The sequence below is a fragment of the Rosistilla oblonga genome, assembly GCF_007751715.1.
Classification (GTDB): Bacteria; Planctomycetota; Planctomycetia; order Pirellulales; family Pirellulaceae; genus Rosistilla; species Rosistilla oblonga.
Genome location: NZ_CP036292.1, coordinates 1,182,482 through 1,199,715, shown reverse-complemented (window position 1 = coordinate 1,199,715; position 17,234 = coordinate 1,182,482). Strand labels below are relative to the sequence as shown.

General features: G+C 57.5%; 13 protein-coding genes. 5 read left to right on the top strand and 8 right to left on the bottom strand.

The annotated features are described in order from the left end of the window. Window positions 1-349 precede the first annotated feature (349 nt). Complete coding sequence (locus CA51_RS04245) at window positions 350-1,405, top strand: DUF1559 domain-containing protein (protein WP_145118097.1); 1,056 nt, start codon at window positions 350-352, stop codon at window positions 1,403-1,405. A gap of 108 nt (window positions 1,406-1,513) precedes the next feature. Here CA51_RS04245 and CA51_RS04240 read toward each other — a convergent pair whose 3' ends face one another. Further along, window positions 1,514-4,537, bottom strand: coding sequence for an FG-GAP-like repeat-containing protein (locus CA51_RS04240; RefSeq protein WP_145118093.1), 3,024 nt, complete (start codon window positions 4,535-4,537; stop codon window positions 1,514-1,516). 79 nt (window positions 4,538-4,616) lie between these two features. Continuing rightward, the gene (ispF, locus tag CA51_RS04235) at window positions 4,617-5,120 is read right to left on the bottom strand and encodes a 2-C-methyl-D-erythritol 2,4-cyclodiphosphate synthase (RefSeq protein ID WP_145118091.1); all 504 of its coding nucleotides are present in this window, start codon (window positions 5,118-5,120) and stop codon (window positions 4,617-4,619) included. A gap of 167 nt (window positions 5,121-5,287) precedes the next feature. Here ispF and CA51_RS04230 point away from each other — a divergent pair, with 167 nt between their 5' ends. Next, window positions 5,288-6,310, top strand: coding sequence for an ABC transporter ATP-binding protein (locus CA51_RS04230; protein ID WP_145118089.1), 1,023 nt, complete (start codon window positions 5,288-5,290; stop codon window positions 6,308-6,310). A 72-nt stretch (window positions 6,311-6,382) separates the two neighbouring features. Further along, window positions 6,383-7,243, top strand: coding sequence for an ABC transporter permease (locus tag CA51_RS04225; protein WP_145118087.1), 861 nt, complete (start codon window positions 6,383-6,385; stop codon window positions 7,241-7,243). A gap of 1,030 nt (window positions 7,244-8,273) precedes the next feature. Here the strand turns inward: CA51_RS04225 and CA51_RS04220 are convergent. From CA51_RS04220 to larB, 5 genes are all read right to left on the bottom strand, one after another. Next, complete coding sequence (locus CA51_RS04220) at window positions 8,274-9,077, bottom strand: GxxExxY protein (RefSeq protein ID WP_145118086.1); 804 nt, start codon at window positions 9,075-9,077, stop codon at window positions 8,274-8,276. 105 nt (window positions 9,078-9,182) lie between these two features. Then, window positions 9,183-10,163 carry a DHH family phosphoesterase gene (locus CA51_RS04215; RefSeq protein ID WP_145118083.1) on the bottom strand — a complete coding sequence of 327 codons (981 nt, stop codon included), beginning with the start codon at window positions 10,161-10,163 and terminating at the stop codon, window positions 9,183-9,185. Between the two features lie 60 nt (window positions 10,164-10,223). Further along, on the bottom strand, window positions 10,224-11,147 hold the full coding sequence (gene ribF / locus CA51_RS04210; protein WP_145118081.1) for a riboflavin biosynthesis protein RibF: 924 nt from the start codon (window positions 11,145-11,147) through the stop codon (window positions 10,224-10,226). 124 nt (window positions 11,148-11,271) lie between these two features. Further along, on the bottom strand, window positions 11,272-12,135 hold the full coding sequence (locus CA51_RS04205) for an NAD(P)H-hydrate dehydratase (RefSeq protein WP_145118079.1): 864 nt from the start codon (window positions 12,133-12,135) through the stop codon (window positions 11,272-11,274). Window position 12,136: 1 nt separating this feature from the next. Beyond that, window positions 12,137-12,931 carry a nickel pincer cofactor biosynthesis protein LarB gene (larB, locus tag CA51_RS04200; RefSeq protein WP_145118077.1) on the bottom strand — a complete coding sequence of 265 codons (795 nt, stop codon included), beginning with the start codon at window positions 12,929-12,931 and terminating at the stop codon, window positions 12,137-12,139. Between the two features lie 225 nt (window positions 12,932-13,156). Between larB and CA51_RS04195 the strand changes: the two genes are divergently transcribed. Continuing rightward, window positions 13,157-14,371, top strand: a complete 1,215-nt coding sequence (locus CA51_RS04195) for an argininosuccinate synthase (RefSeq protein ID WP_145118075.1) — start codon at window positions 13,157-13,159, stop codon at window positions 14,369-14,371. 533 nt (window positions 14,372-14,904) lie between these two features. Next, window positions 14,905-16,623, top strand: a complete 1,719-nt coding sequence (locus CA51_RS04190; RefSeq protein ID WP_197451589.1) for a methyl-accepting chemotaxis protein — start codon at window positions 14,905-14,907, stop codon at window positions 16,621-16,623. 97 nt (window positions 16,624-16,720) lie between these two features. Here CA51_RS04190 and CA51_RS04185 read toward each other — a convergent pair whose 3' ends face one another. Further along, complete coding sequence (locus CA51_RS04185) at window positions 16,721-17,167, bottom strand: hypothetical protein (RefSeq protein ID WP_145118071.1); 447 nt, start codon at window positions 17,165-17,167, stop codon at window positions 16,721-16,723. Between the last annotated feature and the right edge of the window lie 67 nt (window positions 17,168-17,234).

Below are 17,234 nucleotides of genomic sequence, written 5' to 3'. Positions count from 1 at the left end.
GACACTTCCAGCGCTGTCTGCTCCGCAATCAGCCCCCCCTCCCAAATCGTCAAGGAAAACATCACCGCCCCTCGCCGGTCACAATCATCCGCTTGGAGTGCTTGAACCTTCGGCCCCACACGCCCCCCCCCCACCGGAGCACCCCAAGTCGCAACAAGTTCCGCAAAAATAGCATTCCGGTGTTTGATCGCAACCCTGAAGGCCCTAAAAAAGCACCGTTACAACAGAAGGTACGCGCCTTGGAACGCCGCAAAGGCCGTCGGCCTTACCCTGAGACCTAGAAATGCTGTTGTTGCGTTTGGTCGGAGTTCCCTTATCTATTTCATTGTCGAGGAAATCTATCGTGAAAATGAATCGTCGAAGAATGGGCTTCACGCTCGTCGAACTGCTGGTGGTGATTGCTATCATCGGCATCTTAGTCGGGCTACTACTGCCAGCGGTCCAGGCCGCTCGCGAAGCAGCTCGCCGCATGCAGTGCAGCAACAACCTGAAACAGCTTGGGATCTCGCTGCACAATTACCACGACACCTACAAATCGTTTGTTCCCCGCAAGCAGGGCACCGGCACTTGTGGTTCGCCACGAGACAACTGCAATCGCGTCAGCGGTTTCATCGGACTGCTCCCCTTCATGGAACAGCAACCGATGTACGATCAGATCATGGCTGGCGACGCGTCGGTCCCAGCGGGCGGCCCTGAAGGCTGGGCCGGTTGGGCTGTCTGGAATCAAGCTCCCGAAGGACTTCGCTGCCCATCGGGCAATTACAGCGGAACGCCCGATTCCACCAACAACTACATGTTTAGCGTTGGCGATCAAATCGACAACAACCGCGATCGCTCCGACCTTCGCGGCGTCTTTGCCTACCGTCGAGGTATCAAATTCGCACAAATCGTCGACGGCACCAGCAACACGATCGCAATGAGTGAGCATCTGCGAGGAAACTTCAGCCTCGGCAGCAACAGCCAACCGAAGATTGGAGTTTCGATGGTGGGCAACCTCGACCCACGCACCAACCCCGGTGCGTGTTTGGACAGCCACGCCAACGGCATCTACACCGATATCGCGAGTGCGAAGTCGCGATTCGGAACTCGCTGGACCGACGGGCAAACCGAACGCGTCGGCTTTACGACAGTCACGCCGCCCAACGGTCCTTCCTGCTTCGAAGGGGCGAACGTCAACGCGGATTCGGCTCACTCGGTGATCGCCCCCAGTAGCAACCACCCAGGTGGCGTGATGTCTGTCTTCTGCGACGGATCGGTCCACTTCATCTCCAACACGATCGATACCGGCAACCTCGCATCGGTCGCCGCTTGGAAAGGGACCGGCGGAGACTCGGGCATAAGCCCGTTTGGCGTCTGGGGTGCCCTGGGCTCCAAAGACGGCGGGGAACCGACTGCTGACTTCTAAGATCGGACGAGGACTAGCTTTAAAACTTAAAGACAGGCCGTGTCATCGTTGATGGCGCGGCCTGTTTTCGTTTCCAGCCCAACCCCCTTGAGCCAGTCGAACTGCAACCTAAGGCGCATCGCCGGAGGACTGAGCGGTACCGATCACTTCACGCAAACCCTGCGACTCCACTGCGAGATAACGCTTGTCAGGCTTGACTCCACGGTGGAAATCCCCCCCTCCCGATGGCCACTCGATCTCAAGCTCAAGCTCAGTTTCGCCAGGCTCCCTTCCTCCAAGAGCGCGCTCGGGAATTGAAAAATGCAGCACGCGTTGATTGCTCGCCTGATAACCGCTTCCCGCCACCAACTGAAGCTGCTGCTGGAAGCCGTCTGACCTAAGTGTCCCCTTCGCGAAAAAAGCATTCCGATCCGATTTTATTCCAATCAAATTTACCGAGACGAACCTCCCCTCCGGCTTGCTTTCATTCCGAATAAGAGACGTGCCAGCATCCTCTAACTGACCGCAGGCGAGGTCGACCATTCCATCGTCGTCGATGTCGACCTTCGCCAACGCCCGCCCCAAACCGAGCTGAGCGAGGCAGCTGTTCTGCGGATCGGAAGTCGCGTCGTCCGGCGACACCAACTGAAACTTGCCACCGCCCAGCCCGGCAAAAAACTGAGGCGGCATTTTCTCGGGGACACCGACGTGCGTCTGATCGTCGATATGCCCATTGAGCACAAACAGATCCTGATTGCCATCCAATTGAGCGTCGAAAAACTGAGTGCCAAATCCGAGCATCGGCTTGCTCGCCGCAACCGTTCCGCTGACAGCCGTCCGGTCGCTGAAGAGCCCAGAATTTTGCAGGTACAGCGTGTTGTATTCCAGATAAAAATTAGTGACGAACAGATCGATCTCGCCATCGCCACTGACGTCCCCCGCGGCGATCCCCATACAGGCCTGCGCTCGCCCGGATCCGTCATAAGCCAGCCCGAGCAGGATCGCTTCATCGACAAGCCCAAACCCCGAATCGACTTCCGGATCGGGAACCACGGCCGCCAACAGGTTCGCTTGCTGATCCGCCGCCACAAACAGACTTGGCAAGCGACGGCCGGCCAACTTCATCGCCACGACGCCAAAGCTGTTAGCGACCATCGCTCCGTTTAAATCGACAACATCCAGACTTCCCTGTGGCCCGACCGACAACAACCGATCGGCCGCTGGCAAAAACTCGAGCGGCGAACAACTGCGAGGCTGGCCGCCGATCTGGCACATCTTCGCATAGACATCGTCGCCAGCCAGATAGTTCGCTTCATAGATTTCAGCCCGACCATCCAAGTTCAAGTCGGCGATCATCACGCTGGACGTCCAACTGTTATCGGCGGGAATCAGCGCGGAAGCATCTTCAAACGTCCCATCGCCACGATTCAGCCAAAGTTGATTTGCCCCGATATTGCCGACATAAAGATCATCGAATCCGTCGCCGTTGACATCGCCAACCGCAACTCCCTGACCGAAATCATAATCCATCAAACCAGCCGCAGCCGTGACGTTCGCAAGCTCCAACCTACCGCCGACAGAGATCCGATTCCGATACAACACGTCCTGATGAGTCGAACTGGCCGGGTCGGCAGGAAAGTCGCCGCCCTGGCTGAAGAACAGATCGGGCCGCCCGTCGAGGTCGTAGTCGATCACACCGATCCCGCCGCCCGAGGTCTGATACATGCGATGCCCCTGATGCACAGCGCTGTTGTGGTTGTCGAACTCGAAATCCAAACCAACCTCATCGGCGATATCGCGGAATCCAAAACTGCCAACGAAATCCTGCCGCGACGCTTCTTCATCGCTTCGGCGAATCACGCGATCTGCAAACACGGGCAACGGATACTCTTCCACCCAATCGCTCGCAGCGACCAAACTTGCCGAAGCAAGCGTTTGCGGCATCTCCGGATCCGGCGCCGTCGCCTCGACCTTCGCGACCAGCTCTTGAGGCCATCGGATCCCAGGCTCCACCGATTTTGCCAAGCTGCTCCAACCGACACATTCCCAAAGCCGCCCCAGGTCGAAGGTGAGTTGAGCGGCCTTGTGCATCAACGCTGTCGAATCGCGCGAACCGTACAGTCGCTCGAGCGTGGTATTAACCTCCTGCAACCGATCGGCCTTGTCGGCAAACAGCTTCGCCCGCTCAGACTCTCCCTGGGCATTCAGCAACTGCGCCATCGCCTGATGCGCCTTCACGTGATTCGGATCGCGGCGAATCGCTTCAGCCATACACCGCACCGCCTCCTGACCGTGGTCCGCCCGTAACCATTGCCCGCGAATGAACCAGATGTCCGGATGCGTCTCCGCAGCCTCGGGCAAAGCAGCATTCCATTCCTCCAGCCGATCGGGCTGCGTCTGCAACCAAATCATCCCAGCCCAAACATGTGCTTCCACCAGGTCCGGCTGCTGCTTCAGCAATGGCTCCAACAACGCATCGGATCGCTCCAGATCACCGTCGAGGAACGCCAATTGCGCAAGCCCAAGATTCGGCAACAGGTCGCCGGGCGACTTGGCGAGGTAGTCCAACAACCGCGACTCGACCACGGTTTCTTTGGCCAAATTGCCGATATAAAAGAGGTACTCAGGACTCAACTGGCGAGCCTGAAACATGTACATCAGACTCGGCAGCGACTCCCTTCTGCGGCCGAGAACATTACACAGCTCGATCATCCGCTGATGCCCAACCATCAGCTTGGGATCCAACGCGAGACTCTTCTCAATCGCTGTAAACGCGGGATTGGTTTGCCCCAGATGAAAATGAACTTCGCCCATCGCCCAGTTCGCAACCGCGGCTTCAGCGGCGGAATCGGGGACCTGGGAATAGAAGTCGATCGCCAGATCGTACTTCCCCAATTGCGTGGCGCTTTCGCCGGCGAGCATCAATGCAGCACTGTTCTTTCCAGCTGACGGATCGCCAGCCGACTCAGTCGCCAGGACTTCGCTAGCCGTCTGAAGCGCGGCTGCAAAGTCGCCCGCTTCAAACGCTTGCCTGCCCATGCCGACGCTCGCTGGCGGTTCGAGCGGAACGACGGGAGACGTCAGCACGACAACGGCGTACCCAACGCCTGCGACAGCGATCAGCAGGCAGACGACAAGCAGTAGGTTTCGCATAGAACACAGGCGATGTTTTTCAGGTGCGATCGGTACACATACGCTTGCGTCGACTCTTCACCACGGACCTATCTCAATCTTACCCCAATCGCCGATACAGCAGCGCCACGCAGCGGGCTTCGATCGCTTCCTGGCGTCCAACCGGGCCGACGTGTTCGCCCGTCTTCCCCTTAATGCCGACGCTGTCGACCGAAATTGCAAGGATTTCCGCGATCCGAGCGCAGATCGCCGCGGCGTGTGGCGAGATCTTGGGCTGCTGAGCTCGGACGACACAGTCGAGATTCACGATCTCCCAACCGGCGACGCGAACGCGACGCATCGCCTCCGCTAGCATTTCCCCGCTGTCGCGATCCTTGTTCTCCGGATCGGTATCGGGATACATCCGGCCGATATCCCCCAGCGACGCCGCTCCCAACAGCGCGTCGGTGATCGCATGCAGCAGCACGTCGGCGTCGCTGTGCCCGATCAGACCGCGGTCCCAGGGAATCTCAACGCCTCCCAGCAGAAACGGCCGCGCGGGGCCAATCCGGTGGGTGTCGTATCCCAGACCGATCCGCAGGGCAGGGGGGGAAGCTTGATTCATGACTTACTGGCAAAATGACAAGGAACAACAACCGGCGATTCGATCGGACAGCACACCGAGCGGCGATCGCTCCGCCGACCGCCAATCGCGGCGGATCGGACTTCGGTTTAGAATACCGCAACCCAGCTGTCACACGAATCACATCATCCGACAATCGACGACACCCAATGCCTATCATCGAGATCGAGCAGCTTACCAAGTCTTACCGTGTTTACAAGAAACAGGAAGGGCTGATGGCCAGCGTGCGCGGCCTGTTTCATCGCGAGTACCGCGAGGTGGAGGCGGTTCGATCGATCGACCTGACCGTTGACGAGGGGGAATTTGTCGCGTTCCTGGGCCCCAACGGTGCCGGCAAAACGACGACGCTGAAGCTGCTCTCGGGCGTGATCAACCCAACCTCGGGGACCGCTCGAGTGATGGGCTACACGCCCTGGCAACGAGAAAATGGCTACCGCCGCCGCTTCGCTCTGGTCATGGGGCAGAAGAACCAACTGTGGTGGGACCTCCCCGCGCAAGAATCCTACCGACTGCATCAACAGATCTATCGCATCGATCAAAACGCGTTCCAGCGGACGTTGGATGAATTGACCGATCTGCTGGACGTCCGCCGCTTGCTGGGCCAACCGGTCCGTGAACTTTCGCTGGGCGAGCGGATGAAGATGGAATTGATCGCGGCGCTACTGCACAACCCCGACGTGCTGTTCCTGGACGAACCGACGATCGGGCTGGACGTTGTCGCTCAACACAACATCCAACAATTCCTGCGGCACTATCAGCAGGAAAAGCGGACGACGGTGCTGCTGACCAGTCATTACATGAAGGACATCATCGCGCTCTGCCAACGCGTGGTGATCATCGCTTCGGGGCAGATCAAATACGACGGCTCGCTGACCGGGATCGTCGATGCGTTCAGTGGTTCCAAGGTGGTCACGCTGCAGTTTGCCGAAGGGCATCAACCGGGCGACCTGACGAACATCGGCGAAGTCCTGTCGATCGACCTGCCCAAAGCGAAGATCAAGATCGCGCGAACCGATATTCCCAAGCGACTGGCAGCGGCGCTCAACGAGCATCCGATCGACGATGTCGTCGTCGAAGATCCGCCGCTGGAGGATGCGATCGCCGACATGTTCAATCGTGTCCGAGACGAAGAGAAGCAAGCGATGGCAGCGACCGCCGCCGATTCCCAATAGCGACACATCCCACCGCTGCAATCCCTCTGCATCCGTTCGCACCCTTCGCCGCTACGCCCAAGAACGACAAACATGTCCACCGCAACACAATCCTCCTCACCGCTCACCCAACGCCTGAAGACCTGGTGGATGATCGTGCGGATCTCGCTAGAGGAACGCCTGGTCTATCGAGGCGATTTTGCGCTCGGAACGCTGATGCGATTCCTGCCGATCATCACGCAGATCTTCTTATGGTCGGCGGTGTTTGCATCGATGGCGCAACCGGGAGAAGAGACGACGTTTGGCGGTTTCCGCTTCCACGACATGGTCGCTTATTATTTGATCACCATGGTCGCTCGGGCGTTCAGCAGCATGCCGGGCTTATCGAGCGGGATCGCGAGGCAGATCCGCGACGGCGAGATCAAGAAGTTCATGATCCAACCGATCGATCTGTTGGGCTTCTTGCTGCTGGGCCGCGTCGCCCACAAAGTCGCCTACTATTCAGTCGCCACGCTGCCCTTTGTACTCGTCTTCTTTTTATGCCGCAGCTATTTTGTCGACGGCTGGCCCGATCCGACGATCATCGCCGCCTTTGCCGCCACGCTCGTGATGGGCTTCTTGATCGGGTTCTTCTTAGAAGCGGCGATCGGACTGATCGGGTTCTGGTTCCTCGAAGTCAGCTCGCTGCTGTTCATCTACATGCTGTTCAGCTTCTTCCTGTCGGGCCACATGTTCCCGATCACGCTACTGCCCGACGAAATCGAATGGTTCGTCCAGCTACTGCCGCTGAAATACCTAGCCTACTTTCCCGCCGCGGTCTTCTTAGGCAAGATCCCACCCGATGAACTCGGGCAGGAATTACTGATCGAAGCCGGCTGGGTCGTCTTCCTAATCATCGTCTGCCGAGTCATGTACGCCCGCGGCGTCCGACGCTACAGCGGCTTCGGCGGCTAAACCGACCGATGCTGAGGCAAATGAGGAATCGGGGAATAGCAAGTAGCAGAATAATGGGGGCAGAATAATAAGAACCAGTTCCAAGTAGATGTCTACGAAGAACGGCTTAGTTGCAATGCAGACGGATGAGCTTTGATACGGTCTGCCCATTCATCCTAAAAAAGCCGACCGCCGGATCATTCTGCCCCCATCATCCTGTCAACCTACACAGCATTCCTGCCGAACGAATCAGGCAATAACAAGTGGCAGAATAATGGGGGGCAGAATAATAAGAAACGATTCCAAGTAGATGTCTACGAAGAATGGCTTTGTCGCGATGCAGACGGATGAGCTTTGATACGTCCTGCCCATTCATTCATCCTAAAAAATCTACCGCCGGATCATTCTGCCCCAATCATCCTGCCAACCTACACAGCATTCCTGCCGAGCGAATCAGGCAATAACAAGTGGCAGAATAATGAGGGCAGAATGATAAAAAACGGTTTCAAGCAGATGCCTACGATGAACGGCTTAGTTGCAATGCAGACGGATGAGCTTTGATACGGCCAGCCCATTCATCCTAAAGAATCCTACCGCCGGATCATTCTGCCCCAATCATTCTGCCAACCCACAAAGCACTCATGCCGAGCGAATCAGGCAATAACAAGTGGCAGAATAATGGGGGCAGAATGATAAGAAACGGTTTCAAGCAGATGTCTAACGAAGAATGGCTTAGTTGCGATGCAGACGGATGAGCTTTGATACGTTCTGCCCATTCATCCTAAAAAAGTCTACCGCCGGATCATTCTGCCCCAATCATCCTGCCAACCTACACTGCATTCCTGCCGAGCGAATCAGGCAATAACAAGTGGCAGAATGATGGGGGCAGAATAATAAGAAAGCAATTCTCTAAGTAGACAGCTACAAAGGTTGCTTCTATTGCAATTTGGGCGACAGAGTATTGGCGCAGTCTGCCAATTCATTCACCTAAAATCCTACCGCCCCATCATTCTGCCAACATCATCCTGCTTCTTCTTTTCAAGAGACCGCGTTAAACTGTTATTGTCCGGAAGGTGATCTGGTGTTTGTCGAGGTTAACCCAGTCCACGGTTGTTAGATCGGTGTGCCAGAGAAACCGACGAAGATGATCGGCCATTGCAGGTTGACCGGAACTTAAACCGGTAACAGCCACTGCAGTACCTTCTTCCAGCATGCAGACTTCGTGAGTGCCCACCTGCCGCCCGGCGTCGTAAACAGGAACGCGACGCAACGCGATCTCAGGGCCACCAAAAAAGTGAGTGATCGCTTGTCGATAGAGTGAAGTCTGCAGAAAGGCTCCCCAGTCGAGCAGCAGATCTTCGACAAGTCGCCGAAGCTTTCGACTTGCAACGGTGCGTGGCTGCCAATCGGAATCGTCGATCTCAAACCGCCGCCGCTCGTTCAAATCAAGCGACGTCGAAACGAACCACTTCTCCACTTTCCCCGGCCGAAAATTAAGCAGCAGTCCATGATGCATGCCGGTCAGCAATAGATAGTGGATCGCCTGGGCCCGATGAACATCCGCAAGCTCCTCGACCACCTTCGCCTCGACCATCAGGCCGTTAGCGAGCAAGCTGTCCATGAAATACGATTTTCGAAAATCGTCGTGCTGGACGACGATTTCCACTTCACGCCGTGCCGGAACAATTCCCGCAGCGTGACAACGGCCAGAGATCACATTCTTGTAGATCTCTTCGTCCAGCAAACGTCCAAAAGATTGATGGACGTCAAACGCGATACCAACAACCCGTTCGGCCAGCGAATGAAACTCAGGCTCCGAGAATACCTGGATCTCCGCATCCACATAGATCGGCATGGCACTTCACCTCTGGCAGAATCAAGAATTCGATATCGCCATCGAATCCTTTTATTCTGCCAAGCCACCACGCCGCGAGCAAAGCGGAATGTTCGCCGCGATGAATTACTTCATCATTTCCATCACGACGGGCAGGACTTTTTCTTTCACCGTTTCGATGTTGCCTTCGATGAATGCGCCGGCTGCGGCTTTGTGGCCGCCGCCGCCGAAGACGCGGGCGACGTCGTTGCAGTTCATTTCGCAGCGACTGCGGAAGCTCAACTTAAAGCCTCCCTTCAGCTGTTCGATCATGATCACAGCGGCATCGGTGCCGGCAATCGCAAGCGTTAGGTTGATCGCATCCTCGGTGTCGCTAGGCAACGCGCCGGTCTTCTCAAAGTCTTCCGCCAGAACCCAGGTGTAGACCAATCGGCCGCCGAGCTCCGCGGTGGTCCGCGACAAAATTCGGCCGCGCAATTTCACTCGGCCAAGCGTGTCGCGTTCGTACAGATCGCCGTAGATCTCCGTCGGCGACGCGCCCGCGTCGACCAAGCGAGCGATGCAGCGGTAGGTGTCGGCGCTGGTCGAACTGAAGCGGAACCAACCGGTATCGGTTGCGATCGCTGCGTACAACGGCATCGCCATCTTCTTGGTCAACGGCACGCCCAAGGCATCGGCAGCTTGAACGACCAAATGACCGGTCGCTTCGGCGCTGGTGTCCTTGAACAACAACGCTCCCATATCGTCTTCACCCAAGTGATGATCGACGATCAATTTGTCGGCGCGGGTCTCTTCGACAACTTGAGCCATCGCCCCCAATTGAGCCCAGGCGCTGGTGTCCAAGACCATGATGCAGTCGGTTTCAATGTCTTCGGCTTCGACATGTCGACGCAGGACTTCGATGTTGCCCGCCGGATCCAAGAACTGCAGACCGGGAGGCGTATCGTGGGCGTTGATGATCCGCACCTTCTTGCCGACCGCTCGCAGCACCTCCGCCATTCCCAACTCGCTCCCCAACGCATCGCAATCGGGGCGGATGTGGCTGGTTAAAACAAAGTTCTCGTAGTGGGCGATGGTGTCTTTGAACTTTTTCCAATTGACGGGCATACGAGGGTCCGATCGTGTACTTAGATTGAGGTGGAAATGGATAACAGGGCAGCGAGGGAATCACGAGAGCGGTTCGTTCCGAACCGTCGCGATATCGCGCCCGAGTTGATTGCGAAGGTCATCGACAGAGGCGAACTTGACGATGCCACGGACTCGCCGGTTGAATTGGACTTCCAGTCTTTCGCCGTACAAATCACCCGTGAAATCTAACAGATGAACCTCGACTTTGCATTGGCCCTCGTCAAATGTCAAGTTTGGGCCGATGTGAATCGCCGCACGATATGCGGTTCCGCCCACCCAAGTCTGCCCCGCATAAACCCCTGCGGCTGGCGCAAGGACCTGCAAATCGGAGAGATTCGCCGTCGGAAAGCCGAGTCCCGCGCCACGCTGTGAACCCACAGCGACCAGGCCCGAGATTCGATATGGTGCGGTCAGCATCGCGTTGGCCGCTTCGATCTGCCCGTCGGCGATCGCTGCCCGAACCATCGTGCTGGAAACCATCTGCCCTTGATTATCCAAGGGTTCGACGATCCGCAGCGGGATCGCGGCACGCTGGCACAATTGGCCCAGCATCTCGACGTCCCCTTGGCGATCTTTGCCGAAGTAGAAATTCGGTCCTTCGGCCATCGCCTGGCAATCCAACCGTTCGCGGATCACCTGCTGAAAAAAGTCGGTAGCCGAAAGCCCAAGCAGTTCCGCGGTCGGACGGCATGCGATCACGCGATCGACTCCCAGCCGATACAGCAGATCCGCACGTCGCTCGATCCAGGTCAGCGGGACCGGCGCCTGGTCGGGTCGCAGCAGCGAAGAGGGATGCGGATCGAAGGTCAGCACCACCGCCGGCCCGCCCACTTCATCGGCCAGCTGACGCAATTGTTTCAGCAGAACCGCATGCCCACGGTGAACGCCATCGAAATTGCCGATGCTGATGGCACCTCCTCGAGCAACTTGCGATGCCTGATCGAGATCACGAATCAATTTCACAGATTTATCAACGTCCGTCGGAGGCCAGAACAGGGTAGGGGAGGGCGGTAAAAACGTCGGTCGATTATGCACTGCGAAGCCGCTGATGCCCACCGCCCACCGTTTGGTCGCGGAAATTGCAGCCCTATTGATCCGACAGCGACATGAACGCCGCCGGCAAATGCTGCAACAGATCGCTGGCCGTCAGACTGATCTGCCCCACCGATTCAGCCGCCAAATCGCCCGCCCGGCCGTGGACGAAGACTCCCAAATGAGCGGCTTCGAAAACCGCTAGGCCTTGAGCCAACAGGCCGCACAAGACGCCCGTCAGCACGTCGCCGCTACCGCCGCTGGCCATCCCCGGATTGCCTGTCGAATTGTGAACCGATTTCTTGCCATCGGTGACAAACGTCTTCGAGCCCTTCAAGACGATCGTCGCACCGGTCGCCTTGCCCGTCTCGACCGCCGCGGCCTCCTGAGCCTTCCGATCGCTGGCCGCCACGCCACTCAACCGCTCCCATTCGCCGGGATGAGGCGTCAGGATCATCCGCGGTGCGAGCATCGATTTCCAGTCGTCGCACTGCGACAAACAATTCAGGGCATCGGCATCGAAGACCAGCGGCTTGTCGCTCTCTTGCGAACACAACGTCTTCACGATCCCCTCGGCTCCAACGCCCGTTCGCATCCCCGGACCGCAGCCGAAGACTGTCGCCGATTCGGAAAGCTGGGCGACTCGCGACGCGGCTAGCTCATAAAAACCCTTGAGGTCATCGGGAAGAGCGACCGTCATATAACAGCGGTCATATCCAGCAACGGTTTCCAGACAGCGGCGCGGAACCGCCACCGTCACCAACCCGGCTCCCGATCGAATCGACGCGCTCGCCGACAGCGAAATCGAACCGGCCATTCCGGGCGAACCGCCGATCAACAAGACCCTGCCGTAGTCGCCTTTATGGCTGTCGGCGTCGCGAGGTGCCAGTTGGGGCAGGGCAGGGGAGCGAGTTGTCATTTCATTCACCATCGGATTGCGGAGGGGCTTGTTGACCGCAGGCGATCAGCCCGGCGACGTAGCCACCTTTGAAGCCGGCATCGATGTTCACCACCGAAACGTTCGACGCACAACTTGTTAACATAGACAACAACGCGGTGATACCGCCCAGCGACGCACCATATCCAACGCTGGTCGGGACCGCGATCACGGGATACGGAACGTGCCCGGCGACAACGCTCGGCAACGCCCCTTCCATCCCCGCGACCACAACCGCCGCGGCGCAACCTTCCAGCGCCGGCAGGCTGGCCAGCAACCGCTGCGGCCCGGCGACGCCGATGTCGGTCAGCACGCGAAAAGGAACGCGCATCCAGGTCAACGTCTCAGCCACCTCTTCGGCAACCGCCGCATCGGTGCTCCCGGCGGTGACGACAGCAATCGGGCGAAGCGACGACGACGATTCCTCGACAACCGCCAACGCCTCGGCCGTCCGAGCGATCCGCAGCGTCCGGGCCTGGGGGGAGTAATGCATCTGCCAGTGGGGAACCTGGATCTCGGCAAAAACTTCGGCGGCCAAGCGGGTGACCAGCACCGAGGGGCTCAGTTCGAGCAGCTTTTCGGCGACGCGGACGATCAAATCGGCCGACTTCCCCTCGCCATAGATGACTTCGCCGAACCCGCAGCGGGCCTTGCGACCGCGATCGACCGTCGCTCCATCGATCGCTTCGATCTCTCGCGACGCCAACGATTGCTCGGCCTGCTCGACGGAGATCTCTCCGGCGGCCAGGGATCGCAGTAATTCGGAAATTGGCTTCATGTTTTGAATAAGGTCCGCTTGTCAGGGCAGGGCAATGGGAAGCACAATGTGCTGGATAAACGCCGTAAATCGCGATCAATCGAGGCAGTGGCCGGGCAAACCGAAACCAAGGTGGTCCCGACGCTGGCCCGAAGAACAATTAAAATCGCGATCGATCGCTGCGGACCCGGCTCTCGTTTATTTGGTCCGCCAACATCTGACGCCTCTTAGAAAGCATAACGAATCATGAAAAGCTGTGTATTGGCATACTCCGGCGGTCTCGATACATCGGTCATCTTAGGCTGGCTGCAAGATCAGGGATACGAAGTTCACGCGGTCTACGTCGACCTCGGACAACCTTGCGAAGATCGCGCTGCGACGCTGAAGAAGGCTCAAGATGCGGGAGCCAAATCGGCTCGGATCGTCGACGTTCGCGAAGAATTGTGCCGCGACTTCGCCTTCCCCGTCCTCTCGTGGCAAGCTAAATACGAGAGCATCTATCTGCTGGGCACCTCGATCGCACGGCCGCTGATCAGCAAAGTCATGCTGGAAGTCGCTCGCGAAGTCGGTGCGACCGCTTACGCTCACGGCGCCACCGGCAAGGGGAACGACCAATGCCGCTTCCAATTGGCTGCCGAAGCTTTGGACCCTTCGATCGAGATGATCGCCCCATGGCGAATCAAAGAGTTCCGCGACCTGTTCCCCGGCCGCACCGAATTGATCGCCTACTGCGAAGAGAAGGGGATCCCGGTTAAAGCGTCGTCGGCGAAGCCGTACAGCAGCGACGAAAACGTGCTGCACATCAGCTACGAAGCCGGCCAACTGGAAGACCTGACTGTCAACGGCGTCGAACTTGTCGACTTCGGCATGACCGTCAGCCCGCAAGCGGCACCCGACAAGCCCGAAGAGGTCACGATCGACTTTGAAGCCGGCGTCCCGGTCGCTCTGAACGGCAAGACCGTCAGCGCCCTGGAGATGGTTGAATCGTTGAACGAGATCGGCGGACGCAACGGCGTCGGCCGGATCGACATGATCGAAAACCGATTTGTCGGGATGAAGAGCCGCGGCGTCTATGAAGCTCCCGGCATGACGGTCCTGTACGACGCGTTGCTAAACATCGAACAACTGACCCTCGATCGCGACCTGGTTCGCTTGCGCGACAAGCTGGCCGTCGACGTCTCCGAAATGGTCTACTACGGATTCTGGTACACACCGAAGTTCGATGCCCTGTTGGCCTTCATCAACGAAGCCCGCAAGCCGGTCACCGGCAGCGTCACGCTGCAGCTGTACAAGGGGAACATCATCGTCAGCAGTCGCCAGAGCCCGAACAGCTTGTACGACGAAGAGATCGCGACGATGGAAGGTGGCGGATCGTACAACCAAGACGACGCCGAAGGCTTCCTGCGAATCCACGGTCTGCCAAGCCGAGTGCAAGGCCGCGTCTCGCCACGCCCTTACTAAAACTATCCGGCATTTTTTTGCCCCCGCAATCGCGTGGGGCTGGCCTCGTCAGCAGACGCTGAAAACAGAGCGTCTTGGGCATGTGTCCAAGACGCCGGCGGTCGCTAAAACGATAGCGTCCGCGATGGGTTGGCTGCCATCAAACCAACGCAGCGTCTAGTCGAACCGTGAATCGGTCGCTTTCGCCCCCTTCTTCACACGACGCATTTCGCCGTCGCTAGCGCACCGCCCCACGCCGCTCATCCTGCGGATCGCCGTCTGGTTACAAACGTTCCGCTTGAACCCACTGTAACGATTGCAAGAGCCGACCCCAGAGAAAATTGCCCTGCAAGAGATCCAGAGCAGCCCGCCAGACACCAAGTTTTCATCGGCGTCCTATGATTCACCTAGTTTAACGATGGCCGCGCAATTTTTTGGTGTCGGCACGAAACAATCACAAACCAGAACTAAGAGTCTAGGAAAAAAGGGGCAGGACGATGAAGTGGTTTCAACGCATTGGAATACGATCAAAATTGCTGGGCATCGTTGCGGTAATGTTGCTGGGTCTGGGAGCGGTCTTTTTGTGGATCTTCAACTCCCGAGTCAAGACAACTGCGCACAACGAGATGCTGACTCAAGCGAGTCGCATCGTCGACACCGCGGAATCGGTTCGACAAGGGATGGAAGACAAATGGAAATCGGGCGTCTTCTCTCAGGAAATGCTCGCCGAATTTGCTGAAAAAGGAGAGACCGACAAGGTCCTCGACACCGTCCCGATCGTCACCGCTTGGACCGCCGTCATGCGTCGCGCCAAAGAGGGTGGTTACGAATTCAAGACACCGAAGTTCAATCCGCGAAATCCCTCGAACGAACCCGATGCCATCGAGAGCGAAGCACTTAACCTGTTTGCCGCGGACCCCAAACGAACCTTCTATTCGGTCATCGACAAAGAGAAAAATGCGGTTCGCTACTTCCGCCCAATTCGCTTGACCAGCGAATGCATGCTCTGTCACGGCGATCCAAAGACCAGCAAGGAACTGTGGAACAACGACGAAGGGCTCGACCCCACCGGTTACCACATGGAGAATCTTGCCGTCGGCGATCTCCACGGTGCCTATGAGGTGACTCAGTCGCTGGACGCCTCCAACGCCGCCGCCAAGGCAGCGGTCTTTAATGGAGCGATGGTCATCGCATGTGCACTTGGCGTCTGCTGTGCGATCCTCGCCTGGCTGCTGAACTACTCGCTGATCAAACCGTTGCTGAAATGCACCGATGCGTTCGCGCGACTGGTATCGGGAGACTTGCGAACCAAGCTGGATGTGACCAGCGAAGACGAAGTCGGCCGTTTGCAAGCGGGAGTCAACGCGTTGACCGAACGGATGCGAGGCATGATTCTCAAGATGCAGCACACGTCGCAAGAGCTGAACGAAGTCTCCGGCGGACTCAGCGAAACCGCGGTCCGCGTGGAAGGAGCCGCTTCGAACACCAGCCTGCGCAGCAACACGGTGGCCGCCGCTGCCGAACAGATGAACGTCGCGATGCAAAGCATGGGACAATCGCTGCGACAGGTCGGAACCAGCGTGCAAAGCGTCACCACGGCGACATCGCGAATCAGCGCCAACGCCGAAAGTGTCGCCAAGAATTCGACCGAAGCGGTCACGATCACTAAACAGGCCTCTTCGCTAGCAGCCGATGGCAGCGAGCGAATTCGCGAACTTGGAATCGCAACGGCTGGTGTTGGCAAGATCGTCGACTTGATCGAAGACATCGCAGGCCAGACAAACCTGCTGGCTCTCAATGCGACGATTGAATCGAGTCGAGCGGGAGAAGCGGGGCGAGGATTTGCAGTCGTCGCGACCGAGGTCCAACAACTGGCTCGCCGCACTTCCGATGCGACGACTGGCATTCGCGACGAGATCGAATCGATTCAACGAATTGCAGAACGCGTCGTCGCTTCGATCAAATCGATCGAAGAGGTCTCGCAACTGGTCACCAACAAAGCGGACGAGATTTCGATGTCGGCCGCCGAACAGGAGCAGGCGATTCAAACGGTCGTGGGACAATTGAGCGAAATCGCCAACAACACCGAAGCGGTTTCCGCGGGTGTTGAACAAAGCGTTTCCGCCGCCCAAGAAGTGGCCGAAAAGATCGCCGAGGTCAGCACGATTGCGACCGAAACCAGCCGTGAAGTGAACGCGACCAAACAAGCCGGAGGAGAAATCCAACGGGTTGGTGGCGAGTTCAATCAACTGCTGACCGAATTCTCGGTCTAAAGCAAACGGCAACGCCAAGGCATCGCCCCCGATTTCGGGGTCGATGCCTATTGATTCGCGAATATCGCCAAAAGTGCATAAACAACACTGGGCTTCATCACGGGTACACCGATCCATTCCGGCCAACTGCAACAACCGTGGCATCTGATGACGCATGAAGAACCTTCACGCGTTTGCGGTATTGGTTCAACACGCGGCCTTGGGAATTACGTACCTCAACCTTGAGGGTTACGATGGAATGCATCGTCTGCTCGCAAACCGTAAAGTCCCCTAGTAGTTGCAAACTCCTAGGTTCTTCGAGAACAACAATCGAGTTGGCAATGAGTTGTTCTTCGAATTGACGGTGAATATCGCGGCCCATTTCGGTTTCGAACTGTCGATCGAAACTTCCCAGAAAGACGGCATCGTATCCCTCATCATTCAGAAACGACACAAGTTGTTGTGTCATCTTTGAAATCTCGCCGCCGAGCGTTTGAGCGCAGCCCAGCTTGGGAAACATCGCAACAACAAAGATGACAACCAGCATTTTAACGGCGTGACCCATCGGATAAATCCTCAGTTTGCATTCACTACAAACAGAGAATACGAATCTTGGATCAATAGTGGACAGC

Coding starts and splice junctions, on each gene's coding strand:
- CA51_RS04245 (WP_145118097.1), top strand. CDS start 350: ATGAATCGTCGAAGAATGGGCTTCACGCTCGTCGAACTGCTGGTGGTG.
- CA51_RS04240 (WP_145118093.1), bottom strand. CDS start 4,537: ATGCGAAACCTACTGCTTGTCGTCTGCCTGCTGATCGCTGTCGCAGGC.
- ispF (WP_145118091.1), bottom strand. CDS start 5,120: ATGAATCAAGCTTCCCCCCCTGCCCTGCGGATCGGTCTGGGATACGAC.
- CA51_RS04230 (WP_145118089.1), top strand. CDS start 5,288: ATGCCTATCATCGAGATCGAGCAGCTTACCAAGTCTTACCGTGTTTAC.
- CA51_RS04225 (WP_145118087.1), top strand. CDS start 6,383: ATGTCCACCGCAACACAATCCTCCTCACCGCTCACCCAACGCCTGAAG.
- CA51_RS04220 (WP_145118086.1), bottom strand. CDS start 9,077: ATGCCGATCTATGTGGATGCGGAGATCCAGGTATTCTCGGAGCCTGAG.
- CA51_RS04215 (WP_145118083.1), bottom strand. CDS start 10,163: ATGCCCGTCAATTGGAAAAAGTTCAAAGACACCATCGCCCACTACGAG.
- CA51_RS04205 (WP_145118079.1), bottom strand. CDS start 12,135: ATGACAACTCGCTCCCCTGCCCTGCCCCAACTGGCACCTCGCGACGCC.
- larB (WP_145118077.1), bottom strand. CDS start 12,931: ATGAAGCCAATTTCCGAATTACTGCGATCCCTGGCCGCCGGAGAGATC.
- CA51_RS04195 (WP_145118075.1), top strand. CDS start 13,157: ATGAAAAGCTGTGTATTGGCATACTCCGGCGGTCTCGATACATCGGTC.
- CA51_RS04190 (WP_197451589.1), top strand. CDS start 14,905: ATGTTGCTGGGTCTGGGAGCGGTCTTTTTGTGGATCTTCAACTCCCGA.
- CA51_RS04185 (WP_145118071.1), bottom strand. CDS start 17,167: ATGGGTCACGCCGTTAAAATGCTGGTTGTCATCTTTGTTGTTGCGATG.